The following is a 15,991-nucleotide window of genomic DNA, read 5'->3' as shown; positions in this document are numbered from 1 at the left end:
ACGACCGGGTCCCGCCGCCAGGACGGCCCGGGGACGGGCTCCCCACCGGCCCTCCCCCGGCACCGGCCCGGGTGGAAGGATGGACGGAGAGCCCCGCAACGGTGCGGCGGCCCGCAGCAGCACAGTCCGAGGAGCGCAGTCATGGCCAAGCAGGCCCCGCAGAGCGACCCGGTGCAGGACGCCCCCGAGGTGTCCGCGCCCCAGCACGCGGCCGCCGGCCTGCCCGCCGTCGGCCACAGCCTGCGGATGGCCGCCGAGCAGATGGGCGCCCGGCGCACCGTGGCCACCCTGCTCAAGGTCAACCAGCCGAACGGCTTCGACTGCCCCGGCTGCGCCTGGCCCGAGCCGGAGAAGACCCACACCGCCGAGTTCTGCGAGAACGGCGCCAAGGCCGTCGCCGAGGAGGCCACCGAGCGCCGGATCCGGGCCGAGTTCTTCGCCGCCCACCCGATCGCCGACCTGGCCGGCCGCTCCGGCTACTGGCTGGGCCAGCAGGGCCGGCTCACCGAGCCGATGCTGCTCGACGAGGGCGCCACCCACTACCGGCCGGTCTCCTGGGACGACGCCTTCGCGCTGATCGCCGAGGAGCTGCGGGCCCTGGACACCCCGGACGGCGCCGCCTTCTACACCTCCGGCCGCACCAGCAACGAGGCCGCCTTCGCGTACCAGCTGTTCGCCCGCCGGCTCGGCACCAACAACCTGCCGGACTGCTCCAACATGTGCCACGAGTCGTCCGGTTCGGCGCTCACCGAGACGCTCGGCGTCGGCAAGGGCAGCGTCGGCCTCAAGGACCTCTACCAGGCCGACCTGATCATCGTGGCCGGCCAGAACCCGGGCACCAACCACCCCCGGATGCTCTCCGCACTGGAACGCGCCAAGCGGGCCGGCGCGACCGTGGTCAGCGTCAACCCGCTGCCGGAGGCGGGCCTGGAGCGGTTCAAGAACCCCCAGCACGCCCGCGGCCTGGTCGGCCACGGCACCAAGCTGACCGACCTCTTCCTGCAGATCCGGCTCGGCGGGGACCTCGCGCTGTTCCGCGCGCTCAACCGGATCATCCTGGAGCAGGACGGCGTCGACCACGCCTTCGTCGCCGAACACTGCCACGGCTACGAGGAGTTCGCGGCCCAGGCGCTGGAGACCGAGCGCGCCGGGGTGCTCGCCGCGACCGGTCTGCCCTGGGAGCAGATCGAGGAGCTGGGCCGGCTGGTGCTGGCGTCGAAGAAGATCATCGTCTGCTGGGCGATGGGCCTCACCCAGCACAAGCACGCGGTGCCGACCATCCGCGAGGTGGTCAACTTCCTGCTGCTGCGCGGCAACGTCGGCCGCCCCGGCGCCGGGGTCTGCCCGGTGCGCGGGCACAGCAACGTCCAGGGCGACCGCACCATGGGCATCTTCGAACGGCCGTCGACCGCCTTCCTGGACGCGCTGGCGAAGGAGTTCGACTTCGAGCCGCCGCGCGAGCACGGCCTCGACTCGGTGGACACCATCCGCGCGATGCGCGACGGCAGGATCGGGGTGTTCTTCGCGATGGGCGGCAACTTCGTCGCGGCCACCCCGGACACCGAGGTCACCGAGGCCGCGATGCGGCGCTGCCGACTGACCGTCCACGTCTCCACCAAGCTCAACCGCTCGCACGTGGTCACCGGCGCCCGAGCCCTGATCCTGCCCACCCTGGGCCGCACCGACCGGGACGTCACCGGCGCCGGCGCCCAGTTCGTCAGCGTCGAGGACTCGATGGGGCAGGTGCACTCCTCCCGCGGCGGACTGCGCCCGCCCGCGCCCGGCCTGCTCTCCGAGACGGCGATCGTCTGCCGCCTCGCCCGCGCCGTCCTGGGACCGCGGGACACCGTGCCGTGGGAGGACTTCGCGACCGACTACGACACCCTGCGCGACCGGATCGCCCGGGTGGTGCCGGGCTTCGAGGACTTCAACGAGAAGGTCCGCCGCCCCGGCGGCTTCACCCTCCCGCACGGCCCGCGCGACACCCGCACCTTCCCCACCGCCACCGGCCGGGCCAACTTCACGGTCAACCCGCTGACCGCCCCGGAGGTCCCGCCGGGCCGCCTGCTGCTCCAGACCCTGCGCTCCCACGACCAGTACAACACCACGGTCTACGGCCTCGACGACCGCTACCGCGGCATCAAGGGCGGCCGCCGGGTGGTGCTGGTGAACCCCGCCGACGCCGCCGAACTCGACCTCGCCGAGGGCCGGTACGTCGACCTGGTCAGCGAGTGGACGGACGGCACCGAGCGCCGGGCGCCGCACTTCCGGGTCGTCCACTACCCGGTGGCCCGCGGCGGCGCGGCGGCCTACTACCCGGAGACCAACGTGCTGGTCCCGCTCGACTCCACCGCCGACATCAGCAACACCCCCACCTCCAAGGCGGTCGTCATCCGCTTCGAGCCCGACACCGGCACGGCCGGCTGACCCCGCCCGAACGGCCGGAGGCCGCCCGGCGTCCTCGGACGCGGGGCGGCCTCCGGCCGTACCGGGTCACTGCAGCAGGCCGCCCAGCGGCAGGGTCGCCGTGGGGCTGCCCGGCGCGGAGGCGCCGGCGGAGCCGGTGGCACCCGGGGTGCCGGTGCCGGTCGGGGTCGGGGTCGGCGTCCGGGTGGGGCTGTCGGTGGGGCTCTGGGTCGGCGTGCCACCGGTCGGGGTCGGGGCCGGCGTGTCCGTCGGGGTCTGGGTCGGCGTCCCGCCGGTCGGGGTCGGCGCCGGCGTGCCCGGGTCGGTCGGCGCGGGCGTCCCGGTGGTCGGCGTCCCGCCCGGGGCGGGCGTCGCCGGGGTGCCGCCGGGCGCGGGGGCCGGGTTCGCCGGGGCCGGGCTCGGCGCGATCGGGGTGACGGAGTCCCAGCCCTTCGGCAGGTCCGGCACCTTCCAGGCGCCGCCGGCGTCGTCCGCCGCGCCGTCCGGGTCGGGGCGGACGGCCCCGAGGATCGCCATCGAGCCGATCGGCGACACCTTGATGAAGGCGCCCGGCCGCGGCGCCTGGACGACCAGCCCGCCGCCGATGTACATCGCGACGTGCGAGGCGTCCTGGAAGTAGATGACGAGGTCGCCGGGCCGCAGCTGGTTCAGCGGCACGTGCTGGAGCTGCGCCCACTGCTCCTGGCTGGTGCGCGGGATCGCCTTGCCGGCGTGCAGCCAGGCCTGCGAGGTGAGCCCGGAGCAGTCGTAGGAGTCCGGCCCGGTGCCGCCCCACAGGTACGGCTTGCCGAGCTGGGCCAAGGCGAAGGCGACGGCGCCGCGGCCGGACAGCGAGGGGGTGCGCTCCCCCTTGCCGAGCGCACCGGAGGCGAGGAAGGCGAGCTGGGCCTCGTCGGCCTTGGCCTTCTCCAGCTGCTCCAGCTCGGTGCGCTGCGCGCCGGTGAGCGAGGAGACCAGCTGCTCGACGGAGGCGAGGTCGGCCGTGACCTTGGCCTTGGCGGCGTCCTGCTGGACGACCAGCGCCTGCGAGGCCTTGAGGGCGTCCTCGGTCTGCTTCTTCAGGCCGTCCAGGGCCTCCCGGTCGGCCTTGAGCTTGTCCAGGAACTCGGACTGCGAGCGGCTGGCGGTGGCCAGCAGCTCGGCGATGGTGACGGCCTCGTACGGGTCCTTGGAGAGCAGCAGTTCGGCGTAGGCGGATGCGGCGCCGTTGCGGTACTGCGCGGCGGCGAGCTGGGAGGCGATGTCCGTCCCGGCGTCGACCTGCTTCTGCTGGCGGTCGAGCCTGCCCTGGAGGTCGGTGAGCGCGGCCTGCTGCTCGTTGGCCTTGGCGACCGAGCCGTTGTACTGCTCGGTGGCGGCCTCGGCGCTCTGGTAGAGCCCGTGCAGCTGGTCGAGCAGCGGCCCGAGGGTGGCCTTGGCCGCGGCGAGCGGGTCGGCCCCGGGCGCGACGGCTATGCCGGTGCCCGGGTCGGGTGCGGCGTAGGCGGCCTGGGTGGCCAGCGGCAGGGCGAGCGCGGCGGCCGCGAGGACGGCTCCGCACCGCAGGGCCGCCCGCACCCAGGGGCGTACGCCCGACGTCTCCGTACGCTGTGCGGCCCCGCCCATGGGTTGGTCCTCCCCGCCTTGCCCTGCTCTGCCCCGGTGGCGCCGTCCGCGGGCTCCCCCCGGGACGATCCCGCAGATCCTCCCACGGGTTACTCGGCGGAAACAGAGCGCGTGCGGACCAGGAGGTTAATTCTCGATTGACCCGTTGATGATCCGTTGATCTGCGGGCGACCTGTGAGACAGCTCTCAGCAAACGGGGGCGAACCGGGGCGTTCTCCGCTAATGTCCAGCTCAGCGCGGCCCACGTCACCCCTCGGAAAGCTTTCGGCCATCGACGGGTCACCATCGGAACCACGATTCCCGGCTTAGTTCACCTTCCGTTCACCAGGCAGACCTACGGTCGCGACGTCATCAACTGTCCGTGCGACAACTACGACGATTGTTTGGGTATGGAACACATCTCGTTCCTGGTGGCCGTTGTGATCATCACGGCGCTCGCCTTCGACTTCACCAACGGCTTCCACGACACCGCGAACGCGTCCGCCACCGCGATCGCGACCGGAGCCCTTCGTCCGAAGGTCGCGGTCACCATCGCGGCCCTGCTCAACTTCGCGGGCGCGTTCCTGTCCGTGAAGGTCGCCACCACCATCTCCGGCGGCATCGTCAACGAGAAGGCCGGCATCCACCCCGAGGTGATCTTCGCCGCCCTGGCCGGCGCGATCCTGTGGAACCTGCTGACCTGGCTGCGCGGCCTGCCGTCCAGCTCCTCGCACGCTCTGTACGGCGGTCTGATCGGCGCCACGATCGTCGGCGTCGGCATGAACGGCGTCAACTTCGACACCGTGATCTCGAAGATCATCATCCCGGCGGTCGCCTCCCCGATCGTCGCCGGGCTCGCCTCCTGGGGCGCCACCAAGCTGGCCTACGCGATCACCCGCAAGGGCGGCTCCGCGACCACCGACAAGGGCTTCAAGACCGGCCAGATCTTCTCCTCCTCGCTGATCTCGCTGGCGCACGGCACCAACGACGCCCAGAAGACGATGGGCATCATCACCCTGACCCTGGTCTCGGTCGGCGCCCTGCCGCACGGCGCGCTGCCCCCCACCTGGGTGATCGTCTCGGCCGGCGCCGCGATCGCGCTCGGCACCTACATGGGCGGCTGGCGGATCATCCGCTCGATGGGCAAGGGCCTGGCGGACATCAAGCCGCTGCAGGGCTTCGCCTCCGAGTCGGCCGTCTCGACCGTCATCCTGACCTCCTCGCACATGGGCTTCGGCCTCTCCACCACCCAGGTCTGCACCGGCGGCATCATGGGCGCCGGCCTCGGCGGCCCGAAGCCGGAGCTGCGCTGGAGCCTGGTCCGCCGCATGGTCTACACCTGGGGCCTGACCCTGCCGGCCGCCGGTCTGGTCTCCGGCGGCGCCGCCGTGCTGGCCCGCCAGGGCACCTGGGGCGTCGTCCTGGTCGGCGCCGTGCTAGTGGCCGGCTCGGCCGCGATGTGGGTGATCTCCCGCCGTCAGCCGGTCGGCGCGGACAACGTCAACGACGTCCCCGAGGTCACCCCGGTCGACGTCACCCCGACCGCCCCGGCCACCGCCGCCCCCACCGCCGCCTCGACCACGGTCGCGGCCTGAGCGCCCAGGAGCACTCACCATGTCCCTGCACATCAAGTGGAACGCGCTGGCCCAGACCGCCGGCATCAGCTTCGGCGTCACCGTCGCCGTGGTCTCCGTCTTCGCCCTCGGCATCCTGGCGATGTCCCGCCGGGAGGCCGCGCTGAGCGCCCGTGAGGCGGACGGCGCCGCCGCCGGAGGCGGCCGGTCCGCCCTGCTGGCCGGCGCGTACGTCTGCTTCGCGCTCTGCGCCGCCGCCGTGGTCTACGGCCTGGTGCTGATCGCCGCCCCGTAGTCCGGTCCGACCGCACGACGACGGGCCGGGGAGTGTCTCCACACTCCCCGGCCCGTCGTCGTGCGCGTCCCCGGCGCCCCGGTCAGCCCTCCTGGGCGGTCCGCAGCGCGGTCTCCCGGATGAACAGCACGGTGACGAAGGCCAGCGCGGCGAACGGCGCGGCGCACAGGAAGACGGTGCCCACGCCGTGGCCGAAGGCGTCGGTCACCAGCGGCACGATCGGGGCGGGCAGCTTCGCCAGGTCCGGGATGCCGCCGCCGGAGGCCGCGGCCCCGGCCGGGATGTGCGCGGCGGCGAGGTTCTCCGCCAGGTAGTGGCCGACCTTGTTGGACATCAGCGCGCCGAGCGCGGAGACGCCCATCGCGCCGCCCATGGTGCGGAAGAAGGTGACCACCGAGCTGGCCGCGCCGAGCTCGTGCCGGGGCACCGTGTTCTGCACCGCGAGCACCAGGTTCTGGCTGGTCAGACCGAGGCCGATGCCGGTGAGCGCCATGTAGAGCGAGAGCAGCCCGTAGCTGGTGTCGGCCCGGGCGGTGCCGAGCAGGGCGAAGCCGATCGCGAGCAGCGCGGTACCGGTGACCAGGTAGGCCTTCCACTTGCCGTACTTGGTGATCAGCCGGCCGGCCACGGCCGAGGAGACCGCCAGGCCGAGGATCATCGGCAGGGTCATCAGGCCGGCCGTCGTCGGGGACTTGTCCCGGGCGAGCTGGAAGTACTGGCTGAGGAAGGTGGTCGCGCCGTACATCCCGACGCCGACCAGCACGCTGGCGATCGCGGCCAGGGTGACCGTGCGGTACTTGAACAGGTCCGGCGGGATGATCGGCTCGGCGGCGCGGCGCTCGACCACGACCGCCAGGGCGCCCAGCAGCAGGCCGCCGCCGACCATCACCACGGTCTGCCAGGACAGCCACGGGTAGTTGGTGCCGGCCAGCGTGATCCAGATCATCAGCAGGCTGACCGCGCCGGTGATGACCACCGCGCCCAGGTAGTCGATCTTCACCTTGCGCTTGACCACCGGCAGCTTGAGGGTGCGCTGCACCACCAGGATCGCGGCCAGCGCGAACGGGATGCCGACGTAGAAGCACCAGCGCCAGCCGAGCCAGGAGGTGTCGACGATGACGCCGCCGATCAGCGGGCCGCCGATGGTGGCGAGCGCGAAGACCGCGCCGAAGTAGCCGCTGTAGCGGCCGCGTTCGCGCGGCGGGACCATCGCGGCCAGGCAGATCTGGCCGAGCGCGACGACACCGCCGGCCCCGATGCCCTGGAGCGCGCGGCAGGCGATCAGCTCACCGGTGTTCTGCGAGAGCCCGGCGAGGGCGGAGGTCGCGACGTAGATCAGCAGGGCTATCTGGAGCAGCAGCTTCTTGCTGACCAGGTCGGAGAGCTTGCCCCAGATCGGGGTGGCGGCCGTCATGGTGAGCAGCGCCGCGGTGATCACCCAGGTGTAGGCGGACTGGCCGCCGTGCAGGTCGGTGAGGATGTGCGGCAGCGCGTTGGAGACGATGGTCGAGGAGAGCACGGCCACGAACAGGCCGAGCAGCAGCCCGGACAGTGCCTCCATCACCTGCCGGTGGGTCATCGGTCGGTCGTCGACGGCGGCGGCGCCGGTCGAGGCCTGGGTGGTCACGGTCATCTGGGTCCTTCGGCGAGGCGGCGGGGTGCGGGGACGCGGGCAGGAAAGATTGTTGCCTTAAGCAACCATAGACCTGAATGGTTGACTTAGGCAACTTTCCTCAAGTTCCAGTAAAGCCACCGGCCCCGACCTGGGGCTCACTCCCCCGGCGCTTCCCCCATCACCTCGTTGAAGCGGTGCAGCAGCTCGGCGAACCGGTCCACGTCCTCGCGCGACCACCCGCCCATCAACTCGCGCACCCGCCGTATCCGGCCGTCCCGGGCGGCCTCGTAGCGCCGCCGCCCGTCCTCGGTCAGCGAGACCAGGGCCGCCCGGCGGTCCAGCGGATCCGCCTCCCGGCTGACCAGTCCGAGTTCCTCCAGCGCCCGGATCTGCCGGCTGACGGTGGCCTTGCCGACCGCGAAGTGCACCCCGACGTCCGTCACCCGCACCCGGCCGGCCTGCTCGATGTAGCCGAGCATGCTGTACGCCATGCCCTCCAGTTCGGGGTGCACCCGGCGTGAGAGTTCCGCCACTCTCGCGCGACCCCGCCGGAACATCAGCCCGACCTCGCGCTCCACCGCCACCAGGGCTTCCTCGTCCGTCATCGCGCCAGTATCGCCCAGCGGCCGTGGCCGGGAACCGGCGCGGGGGATGGGACAACCCAACTAGTTCATGGTATTAAGTATCCGTTTTCCGCCGATACACAAGGAGATGTGGATGGCCGCCCCGGGGCAGGGTTTCGTCGCCGAACTGAAGGGCGCGGTCACACCGCGTGCAGCGCTGCTCGTGCTCGGCGTGCTGCTGCTGCAGCTCGGCTTCATCACGTCGTACGTCGGAGCACTCCACCACCCGGCCCCGCACAAGCTGTCGATCGCGGTGGTCGCCCCGCCGCAGCTGACGCCCAAGCTGGTCGGGGCCCTGGAGCAGGTTCCGGACGAGGCCGTGAAGCCGGTCACCGCGCCGGACGCCGAGACGGCGACCCAGCAGATCAAGGACCAGAAGATCTACGCGGCACTGGTGGTGAACCCCACCGGCACCGAGGACACCCTGCTGGTCGGCGGCGCCCGCGGCAGCTCCGCGGCCAAGGCCGCCGAGTCCATCACCACCGCGCTGGAGAAGTCCCAGGGCCGCACCGTCACCGTCCAGGACGTGGTGCCGCTGGCCAAGGGCGACACCAACGGCCTGTCCGCCTTCTACCTGGTCATCGGCTGGTGCGTCGGCGGCTACCTGGTCGCCTCGATCCTCGGCATCAGCGCCGGCTCCAAGCCGGCCAACGCCCACCGCCTGCTGATCCGCCTCGGCGCGCTGGCGCTGTACTCGGTGGTGGCCGGGCTCGGCGGCACGATCATCGCCGGACCGGTGCTGGACGCGCTGCCCGGTTCGGTCCTGGCCCTGACCGGCATCGGCGCCCTGGTGGTGTTCACGGTCGGCGCGTTCACCATGGCGTTGCAGTGCCTGTTCGACATCATCGGCATCGGCGTCGCGGTGCTGATCTTCGTGGTGCTGGGCAACCCGAGCGCCGGCGGCGTCTACCCGGCGCCGATGATGCCGCCGTTCTGGCGGGCCATCGGCTCGCTGATCCCGAACGGCGCCGGCACCAGCGCCACCAAGTCGATCGCCTACTTCGACTCCACCAACCTGGGCATGCCGATCCTGGTCCTGGTGGTCTGGGCGCTGATCGGCATCGGCATCGCCTACCTGGCCGTGCTGCGCGGCCCGCGCTCCGGCGGCCGCGAGATCGTCGCCGAGGCCCCCACCGAGGCCTGATCCGCACGCACCGTCAGAGGAGCCCCCGGCCGCTGGAACCCCAGCACCGGCCGGGGGCTCCTCCGCGTCCGTCCGCCGTCGGCCCGACGTACGGCCGGCGCACCCGCGTCCGCCGACCCGGCCGGGTCACCCGCCCGCCAGCGGCCCCGGATCGGCCACGATGGCGCGCACCACCCCGACCGCGGCGCCCAGCAGCGGCCCGCGCCGCCCGAGCCGGGAGACCGTCAGCCGCTCCTCCGCCCACGGCCGCACCGTCACCCGGGCGGCCAGCTCCCGTCGCATGGCCGGCAGCAGCCAGGGGGCCAGCCGGGCGTAGCCGCCGCCCAGCACCACCTCGGCCGGGTCCAGCAGGTTGACCGCCCCGGCGGCGGCGATGCCGAGCGCCGCACCGGCCCCGGCCAGCGCCGCCCGGGCCGGCTCGTCCCCGGCCCCGGCGCGTTCGGCGAGCAGCGTCACCCAGTCCCCGGGCAGGCCGGCCAGCCCGGCCGCCCGCAGCACCGCGGCCTCGCCCGCGTACTGCTCCAGGCAGCCGTGCGCCCCGCAGGCGCAGCGCCGCCCCTCCGGGTGGACGGGGACGTGGCCGAGCTCGCCGGCGTAGCCGCGCGCGCCGCGCAGCAGCCGGCCGCCGACCACGACGGCCGCCCCGACCCCGGCCTCGGCGGAGACGTACAGGAAGTCCTCCGGGCCCTCGCCCAGCCAGCGTTCGGCCAGCCCGCCGAGGTTGGCCTCGTTGTCCACCTCGACCGGCAGCGCGGCCAGCCCTCCCCCGCCCGGGCCGTCGCCGAGCAGCCGCAGCGCCGGGCGCAGTTCGGCGGCCAGCGGGACGTCCTGCCAGCCGAGGTTGGCGGCCCGCTGGAGCAGCCCGCTGCCGCCGACCAGCCCGGGCACGGCGAGGGTCAGCCCGGCCGGGCGCAGGCCCGACTCGGCGACGGCCTCGCCCACCAGCCGGGCGAGGTCGGCCATCACCGCGGCGGGTTCCCGCCCGTGGTTGGCGCTCTCCCGGCGCCGCCAGGCGCGGACCCCGCCGCGCAGGTCGACCACGCAGACGCCGAGGTGCCGGACGCCGATCTCGGCGCCGAGACCGCCGGGCCCGAGCGGGTTGAGCCCGAGCGCGGTGCCGGGGCGGCCGACCTTGCCGCTGGGCGCGGCCGGGCCCTCCTCGACGACCAGTCCGGCCGAGATCAGCTGTTCGGCGAGCGAGGAGACCGCGGCCCTGGTGAGGCCGGTCGCGGCGGCCACCTCGGCGCGCGAGCGGGGGCCGCGGGCGATCACGCCGAGCACCAGGGCCAGGTTGGCCCGGCGCATCCCCTGCTGGCTGGCGGGCCCGGTCCGGACGCCGTCCGGCTCCCCGCGCATAACCCTCACCTCACGGTCTCGGAGCGGCTCGCGGCCCACGGGTGCACGGATCCGCGGACATGCGGACTTACGGCACATCCCGTGGCATCTCGGGTGCAGCGTAACCGGGTTCCGGCCCGGGGTGCGCCCGCTCGACCGGGCTGGTGAAGACCCACCGCTGCATCGCCCAGAAGCGGAACAGCATCGCGACGAAGGTGCCGACGACCATCCCGCTGAGGAAGTCCGCGACCTCCTGCTGGAACGCGGTGACGTACGGCTCGCGCAGGTCGAGGGCGTACCGGGAGAGCGCCAGCGGGACGACGTTGACGCCGATCGCCGCCGCGCTGACCAGGAGGAACAGGAGGGCCTCCGGCCCGCGCCCGTCCGTCCGGAAGGCCCAGCGGCGGTTCAGCACGTAGGAGACGGCGGTGGTGACCACCGTCGCCACCGTCAGTGCCGTCACCGGCTGGTGCGCCAGAACGGTGAACTTGAGCTCCACGTCGATCACCGTGGTGAGGACGAAGCAGCCGCTGCCGACCAGCAGGTACTTCACCAGTCGGCGGTGCCGCACCAGGAACGGCCGCAGCCGCGCGGGCACCCGGGCCAGGGCGCGCTGCGTGGGGGACGGCATCTCCGCAGTGTGGCACGCGGAGATGCCGTCGGCCCGTGGAGCGCCGGCGACTTGCGGCGCAGCACACTAGGCGGCGGCGACCAGCACCCCTGCGGGCTCCAGGGCCAGCCGGAGCACCTCGCGCACGTCCGACACCGGGTGGACGGTGAGCCGTTCCAGCACCTCGGCCGGGACGTCGTCCAGGTCGGCCTCGTTGCGCTTGGGGATGATCACCGTGGTGACGCCGGCCCGGTCGGCGGCGAGCAGCTTCTGCTTCACCCCGCCGATCGGCAGCACCCGCCCGGTCAGCGAGACCTCGCCCGTCATCGCCAGGTCCGTGCGGACCTTGCGGCCGGAGAGCAGCGAGGCGAGCGCGGTGGTCATGGTGATGCCGGCGCTCGGGCCGTCCTTGGGGATGGCCCCGGCCGGGATGTGCAGGTGCACTCCGCGGTCGCGCAGCGAGGTGACCGGCAGTTCCAGCTCGGCGCCCCGCGAGCGCAGGTAGGAGAGCGCGATGTGCGCGGACTCCTTCATCACGTCGCCCAGCTGCCCGGTCAGGGTCAGCCCGGTGCCGCCGGTCTCGGCGTCGGCCAGCGAGGCCTCGATGTAGAGGACGTCGCCGCCGGCGCCGGTGACCGCGAGGCCGGTGGCCACGCCGGGGACGGCGGTGCGCCGCTCGGCCGGGTCCTGGGCGGACTCCGGCACGTGGTGCGGCCGGCCGATCAGGGTGCGCAGGTCCGCCGTGCCGACCGTGGCGGGCAGCTCGCGCCGGCCGAGTTCGGCCTCGGCGGCGATCTTGCGCAGCACCCGGGCGATCGAGCGCTCCAGGGTGCGCACACCGGCCTCCCGGGTGTACTCCCCGGCGAGCTTGCGCAGCGCCTCCTCGTCGACCGTGACCTGGCCGTCGCCCAGGCCGGCCCGCTCCAGCTGGCGCGGGAGCAGGTGGTCGCGGGCGATGAGGACCTTCTCGTCCTCGGTGTACCCGTCGAGGCGGACCAGCTCCATCCGGTCGAGCAGCGGCTCGGGGATGGCCTCCAGCACGTTGGCGGTGGCGAGGAAGACGACGTCGGAGAGGTCGAGCTCGACCTCCAGGTAGTGGTCCCGGAAGGTGTGGTTCTGGGCCGGGTCCAGCACCTCCAGCAGGGCGGCGGCCGGGTCGCCCCGGTAGTCGGAGCCGACCTTGTCGATCTCGTCGAGCAGGACGACCGGGTTCATCGAGCCGGCCTCCTTGATCGCCCGGACCAGCCGGCCGGGCAGCGCGCCGACGTAGGTGCGCCGGTGGCCGCGGATCTCGGCCTCGTCCCGGACGCCGCCGAGCGCGACCCGGACGAACTTCCGGCCCATGGCGCGGGCCACGGATTCGCCGAGCGAGGTCTTGCCGACGCCGGGCGGGCCGACCAGGGCCAGCACCGCGCCGCCCCGGCGGCCGCCGACCAGGCCGAGCCCCTGGTCGGAGCGGCGCTTGCGGACGGCCAGGTACTCGACGATCCGGTCCTTGACGTCGGCGAGGCCGGCGTGGTCGGCGTCGAGCACGGCGCGGGCGCCGGCGATGTCGTAGGCGTCCTCGGTGCGCTCGTTCCAGGGCAGCTCCAGGACGGTGTCCAGCCAGGTGCGGATCCAGGAGCCCTCGGGCGACTGGTCGGACGAGCGCTCCAGCTTGTCGACCTCCTTGAGCGCGGCCTCGCGGACCCGGTCCGGCAGGTCGGCGGCCTCGACCCGGGCGCGGTAGTCGCCCTCCTCGTCGGCCGGGTCGCCGTTCAGCTCGGCCAGCTCCTTGCGCACGGCCTCCAGCTGGCGGCGGAGCAGGAACTCCTTCTGCTGCTTGGCCACGCCCTCCTCGACGTCCTTGCGGATGGTGTCGTTGACCTCCTCCTCGGCGAGGTGGTCGCGCAGCAGGGTGAGCGCGTACTCCAGGCGGGCGACCTGGTCGGCCTCCAGCAGCACCTTGAGCTTCTGCTCGGCGGTGGCGAAGGGGGCGTAGCCGATGTTGTCGGCGAGCTCGCCGACGCCCTCGATCTGGGCCACCCGGTCGACGATCTGCCAGGCGCCGCGCCGGCGCAGCCACTGGGTGGACAGCGCCTTGTACTCCTTGACCAGCTCGGCGGCCCGCCCGGCCACCGGCATGCCGACCGAGGACTCCCGGAACGGCGTGGTCTCCACCCAGAGGGCGGCGCCGGGGCCGGTGGTGCCGACCCCGATCCGGATCCGGCGCACGGCGCGCACCAGCGCCGCCGGCTCCCCGTCGGCCAGCCGGCCGACCTGTTCCACGGTGGCCAGCGTGCCGGCCGCCGCGTACGAGCCGTCGACCCGCGGGACCAGCAGGACCTGCGGCTTGCCGGAGCCGGTGGCCGCCGCGCGGGCGGCCTCGACCGCGGCCCGCACCTCGGCGTCCTTGAGGTCCAGCGGGACGACCATGCCCGGGAGCACGACCTCGTCGTCGAGCGGCAGCACGGGCAGGGTGAGCGGTGTGGACGTCGATGCCATGATCTCTCCCCGGTCAGTGAACTTGAGTCGACCTGACTAAGGCTTGGCGGGTGCGGGATGTTCCCCACCCCTTGTTCGCTGTGAGCGAACAGGCCGTCAGCGGCCCGCCCGGAGGGAAGGCCCGTCAAAAGAACAGGGAAAGAACTGCCCAAGGAGTCCCGGTCGTCAGCGCACGGCGGACGGCCGGGCACCGGCCCGCACCACGGCGGCGGCAGCGGCCGGTGCGGCGCCGACCACCGGGGCCAGCGGCAGCCGGATCCGCGGCCGGGACGGGCGCCGCTCCACCCGGCGCACCCAGCCCCACATCGCCACCCCGGTGAGCAGGGCGACCGGGTGGCCGACGGCGGTGACCAGGTCCCGCTCCCCGGCGATCTGCTGGGCGAGCACCAGCCCGGCGCCGGCCAGCGCGGGCAGCCGCCAGCGCAGCGGGAGGGAGGCGACCACCGCGCCCAGGCAGGCGTAGACGCCGTAGCTGACCCCGATGTCCAGGCGCTCCAGCGCCGCCGGCGCCATCCGCCCGGCATCCACCGCGGCGATCACCACGCCCTGGGAGAGCAGCGTGGCCACGACGTGCCCGGCCGCGAACACGGCCGCCGTCCGGGCGGAGCCGACCCGGCGCTCCAGCGGCGCCAGGGTGACGGCGAACCCCCACAGGTAGGGCGTCCAGGAGCCGCCGGCCACCCAGAACCCGCTGAGCACCAGCACCCGCAGCGGGTGCAGCAGCAGGTTGTGGCCGTCCGAGCTGGAGGCCTCCTGCAAACGCTGCACGAGTTCCGGATCGGCGACCCTGGCGAAGGTCGCCGTGATCCCCACCACCGCCAGATATCCGAGCGTGAAGGGAGTGCGCCGGGGCGTCGGCACGCGTTCCAGCAGCCATTCGACGACGCCGGTGCGCAGTCCGTGCCGCAGCATTCCGCACGACGGCCGCACGGGCGCGCGCCGCGCGGTGTCCCGCCGAAGTCCCGCCATGTCGACCTCCGCTCCACGCCCGCGGCCACCGGGCCCGAGGGCGCCCAACGCACCGGCACGACGGCCGGATTCCGCCCTGCGGGGCGCTGTCGCGGCCACCGTACGTCGAGGTTCTGAGAGGCACCTGAGAAAAGCCCGTGAAGACCGTCGTCGCGCGGACCGGCCGGATTCCCGACATTGGTCCAGACCTTCTGTCGATTAACGCGTCAGTAGGGCCTCTGACCGGCGACTTGGCGTCAACTGGACTGCATACGTACCGTTACACAGAGAAAATTAGCCGGGTAAGGTATCGGCCCGTGCCCACTCGTGCGGTGGGCCCGAGGGCGGGCGGACAGTCGGCCCGCGGGCCGGAAACGTCCGGTCCGCCTGCCGGGAGGCATCCGCTGTCCGTACGCTGCGAAGTGCGTGGGAGAAGTGGACGGAAGACCATCCGTCCCCACCCTCCCGGCGCGCGACGGGACGGCGGACCCGGCACAGTCCACGACGGAACAAGACTACGAGCGGAGCCCCGCCATCCCCACAGGTGGCCGGCCCGCAGCCCTGGGGGCGGTGGCGTGACCGTGACAGAAATCCAGCAGGACAACCCCAACACCGGTGGCACGGTGAGCAGTCAGCGCAGAGTGCTGGTGGTGGAGGACGAGCCCACGATCGCCGAGTCGATCGCGGCCCGACTGGGCGCGGAGGGGTTCAAGGTCGCCGTGGCCCACGACGGCCCCGGCGCGGTGGACGGCTTCCACACCTGGCAGCCGGACCTGGTCGTCCTGGACATCATGCTGCCCGGCTTCGACGGGCTGGAGGTGTGCCGCCGGATCCAGGCCCAACGCCCGGTGCCGGTACTGATGCTGACCGCCCGCGACGACGAGACGGACCTGCTGGTCGGCCTCGGCGTGGGTGCCGACGACTACATGACCAAGCCGTTCTCGATGCGCGAACTGGCCGCCCGGGTCAACGTGCTGCTGCGCCGCGTCGAGCGCGCCCAGCAGGCCGCCCGCACGCCCGCGCTCGGCAGCCTGCGCTTCGGCGAGCTGGAGATCGACCACGTGCAGCGCCGGGTCCGACTGGCCTCGGGCGACGTCCACCTGACGCCGACCGAGTTCGACCTGCTGGCCTGCCTGGCCGCCCAGCCGCGCGCGGTGCTCACCCGCGAGCAGCTGCTGGCCGAGGTCTGGGACTGGACGGACGCGTCCGGCACCCGCACCGTGGACAGCCATGTGAAGGCACTGCGCCGCAAGATCGGCGCCAGCTGGATCCGCACCGTGCACGGCGTCGGATACGCGCTGGAGGCCCCGCTCTCCTGACGGGGGCTCCGGGCGACGGGCCACCGGGGGGCC

General features: G+C 73.5%; 12 protein-coding genes. 5 read left to right on the top strand and 7 right to left on the bottom strand.

Annotated features, from left to right (window positions below; translation table 11 throughout):
* Positions 1–141: 141 nt before the first annotated feature.
* Positions 142–2,427 carry an FdhF/YdeP family oxidoreductase gene (locus tag AB0O91_RS08535; RefSeq protein ID WP_363429308.1) on the top strand — a complete coding sequence of 762 codons (2,286 nt, stop codon included), beginning with the start codon at positions 142–144 and terminating at the stop codon, positions 2,425–2,427.
* A 66-nt stretch (positions 2,428–2,493) separates the two neighbouring features.
* On the opposite strand, the gene AB0O91_RS08530 is transcribed toward AB0O91_RS08535, so the two are convergent.
* Entirely contained in the window at positions 2,494–4,032 is a 1,539-nt protein-coding gene (locus AB0O91_RS08530) for an NlpC/P60 family protein (RefSeq protein WP_363429306.1), read from the bottom strand.
* 389 nt (positions 4,033–4,421) lie between these two features.
* Here AB0O91_RS08530 and AB0O91_RS08525 point away from each other — a divergent pair, with 389 nt between their 5' ends.
* Positions 4,422–5,606 (top strand): inorganic phosphate transporter, encoded by a 1,185-nt coding sequence (locus AB0O91_RS08525; protein ID WP_363429304.1) that lies wholly within the window; start codon positions 4,422–4,424, stop codon positions 5,604–5,606.
* Between the two features lie 25 nt (positions 5,607–5,631).
* On the top strand, positions 5,632–5,880 hold the full coding sequence (locus AB0O91_RS08520; protein ID WP_363429473.1) for a hypothetical protein: 249 nt from the start codon (positions 5,632–5,634) through the stop codon (positions 5,878–5,880).
* A gap of 82 nt (positions 5,881–5,962) precedes the next feature.
* Here the strand turns inward: AB0O91_RS08520 and AB0O91_RS08515 are convergent, their stop codons facing one another.
* Together AB0O91_RS08515 and AB0O91_RS08510 are read right to left on the bottom strand one after the other, a co-directional pair.
* Positions 5,963–7,513 carry an MDR family MFS transporter gene (locus AB0O91_RS08515; RefSeq protein ID WP_363429302.1) on the bottom strand — a complete coding sequence of 517 codons (1,551 nt, stop codon included), beginning with the start codon at positions 7,511–7,513 and terminating at the stop codon, positions 5,963–5,965.
* Positions 7,514–7,650: 137 nt separating this feature from the next.
* Positions 7,651–8,100, bottom strand: a complete 450-nt coding sequence (locus AB0O91_RS08510; protein WP_363429300.1) for a MarR family transcriptional regulator — start codon at positions 8,098–8,100, stop codon at positions 7,651–7,653.
* Between the two features lie 112 nt (positions 8,101–8,212).
* Here AB0O91_RS08510 and AB0O91_RS08505 point away from each other — a divergent pair, with 112 nt between their 5' ends.
* Positions 8,213–9,262: an ABC transporter permease gene (locus AB0O91_RS08505; protein WP_363429298.1), complete on the top strand. Its 1,050-nt coding sequence runs from the start codon at positions 8,213–8,215 to the stop codon at positions 9,260–9,262.
* A gap of 126 nt (positions 9,263–9,388) precedes the next feature.
* Here the strand turns inward: AB0O91_RS08505 and AB0O91_RS08500 are convergent, their stop codons facing one another.
* The 4 genes from AB0O91_RS08500 to AB0O91_RS08485 form a co-directional block, all read right to left on the bottom strand.
* The gene (locus tag AB0O91_RS08500) at positions 9,389–10,618 is read right to left on the bottom strand and encodes an ROK family transcriptional regulator (protein ID WP_363429296.1); all 1,230 of its coding nucleotides are present in this window, start codon (positions 10,616–10,618) and stop codon (positions 9,389–9,391) included.
* Positions 10,619–10,685: 67 nt separating this feature from the next.
* Positions 10,686–11,228, bottom strand: a complete 543-nt coding sequence (locus tag AB0O91_RS08495) for a GtrA family protein (RefSeq protein WP_363429294.1) — start codon at positions 11,226–11,228, stop codon at positions 10,686–10,688.
* 66 nt (positions 11,229–11,294) lie between these two features.
* Positions 11,295–13,691, bottom strand: a complete 2,397-nt coding sequence (gene lon, locus AB0O91_RS08490) for an endopeptidase La (RefSeq protein WP_363429292.1) — start codon at positions 13,689–13,691, stop codon at positions 11,295–11,297.
* Between the two features lie 165 nt (positions 13,692–13,856).
* The gene (locus AB0O91_RS08485; RefSeq protein ID WP_363429290.1) at positions 13,857–14,660 is read right to left on the bottom strand and encodes a rhomboid-like protein; all 804 of its coding nucleotides are present in this window, start codon (positions 14,658–14,660) and stop codon (positions 13,857–13,859) included.
* A 560-nt stretch (positions 14,661–15,220) separates the two neighbouring features.
* Between AB0O91_RS08485 and AB0O91_RS08480 the strand changes: the two genes are divergently transcribed.
* The gene (locus tag AB0O91_RS08480) at positions 15,221–15,958 is read left to right on the top strand and encodes a response regulator transcription factor (protein ID WP_094742879.1); all 738 of its coding nucleotides are present in this window, start codon (positions 15,221–15,223) and stop codon (positions 15,956–15,958) included.
* Positions 15,959–15,991 lie beyond the last annotated feature (33 nt).

Source organism: Kitasatospora sp. NPDC089797, assembly GCF_040684795.1.
In the GTDB taxonomy this organism is placed as follows: domain Bacteria; phylum Actinomycetota; class Actinomycetes; order Streptomycetales; family Streptomycetaceae; genus Kitasatospora.
Note: the sequence above shows the minus strand (reverse complement) of the source record. Positions and strands in the feature narration are given on the sequence as shown.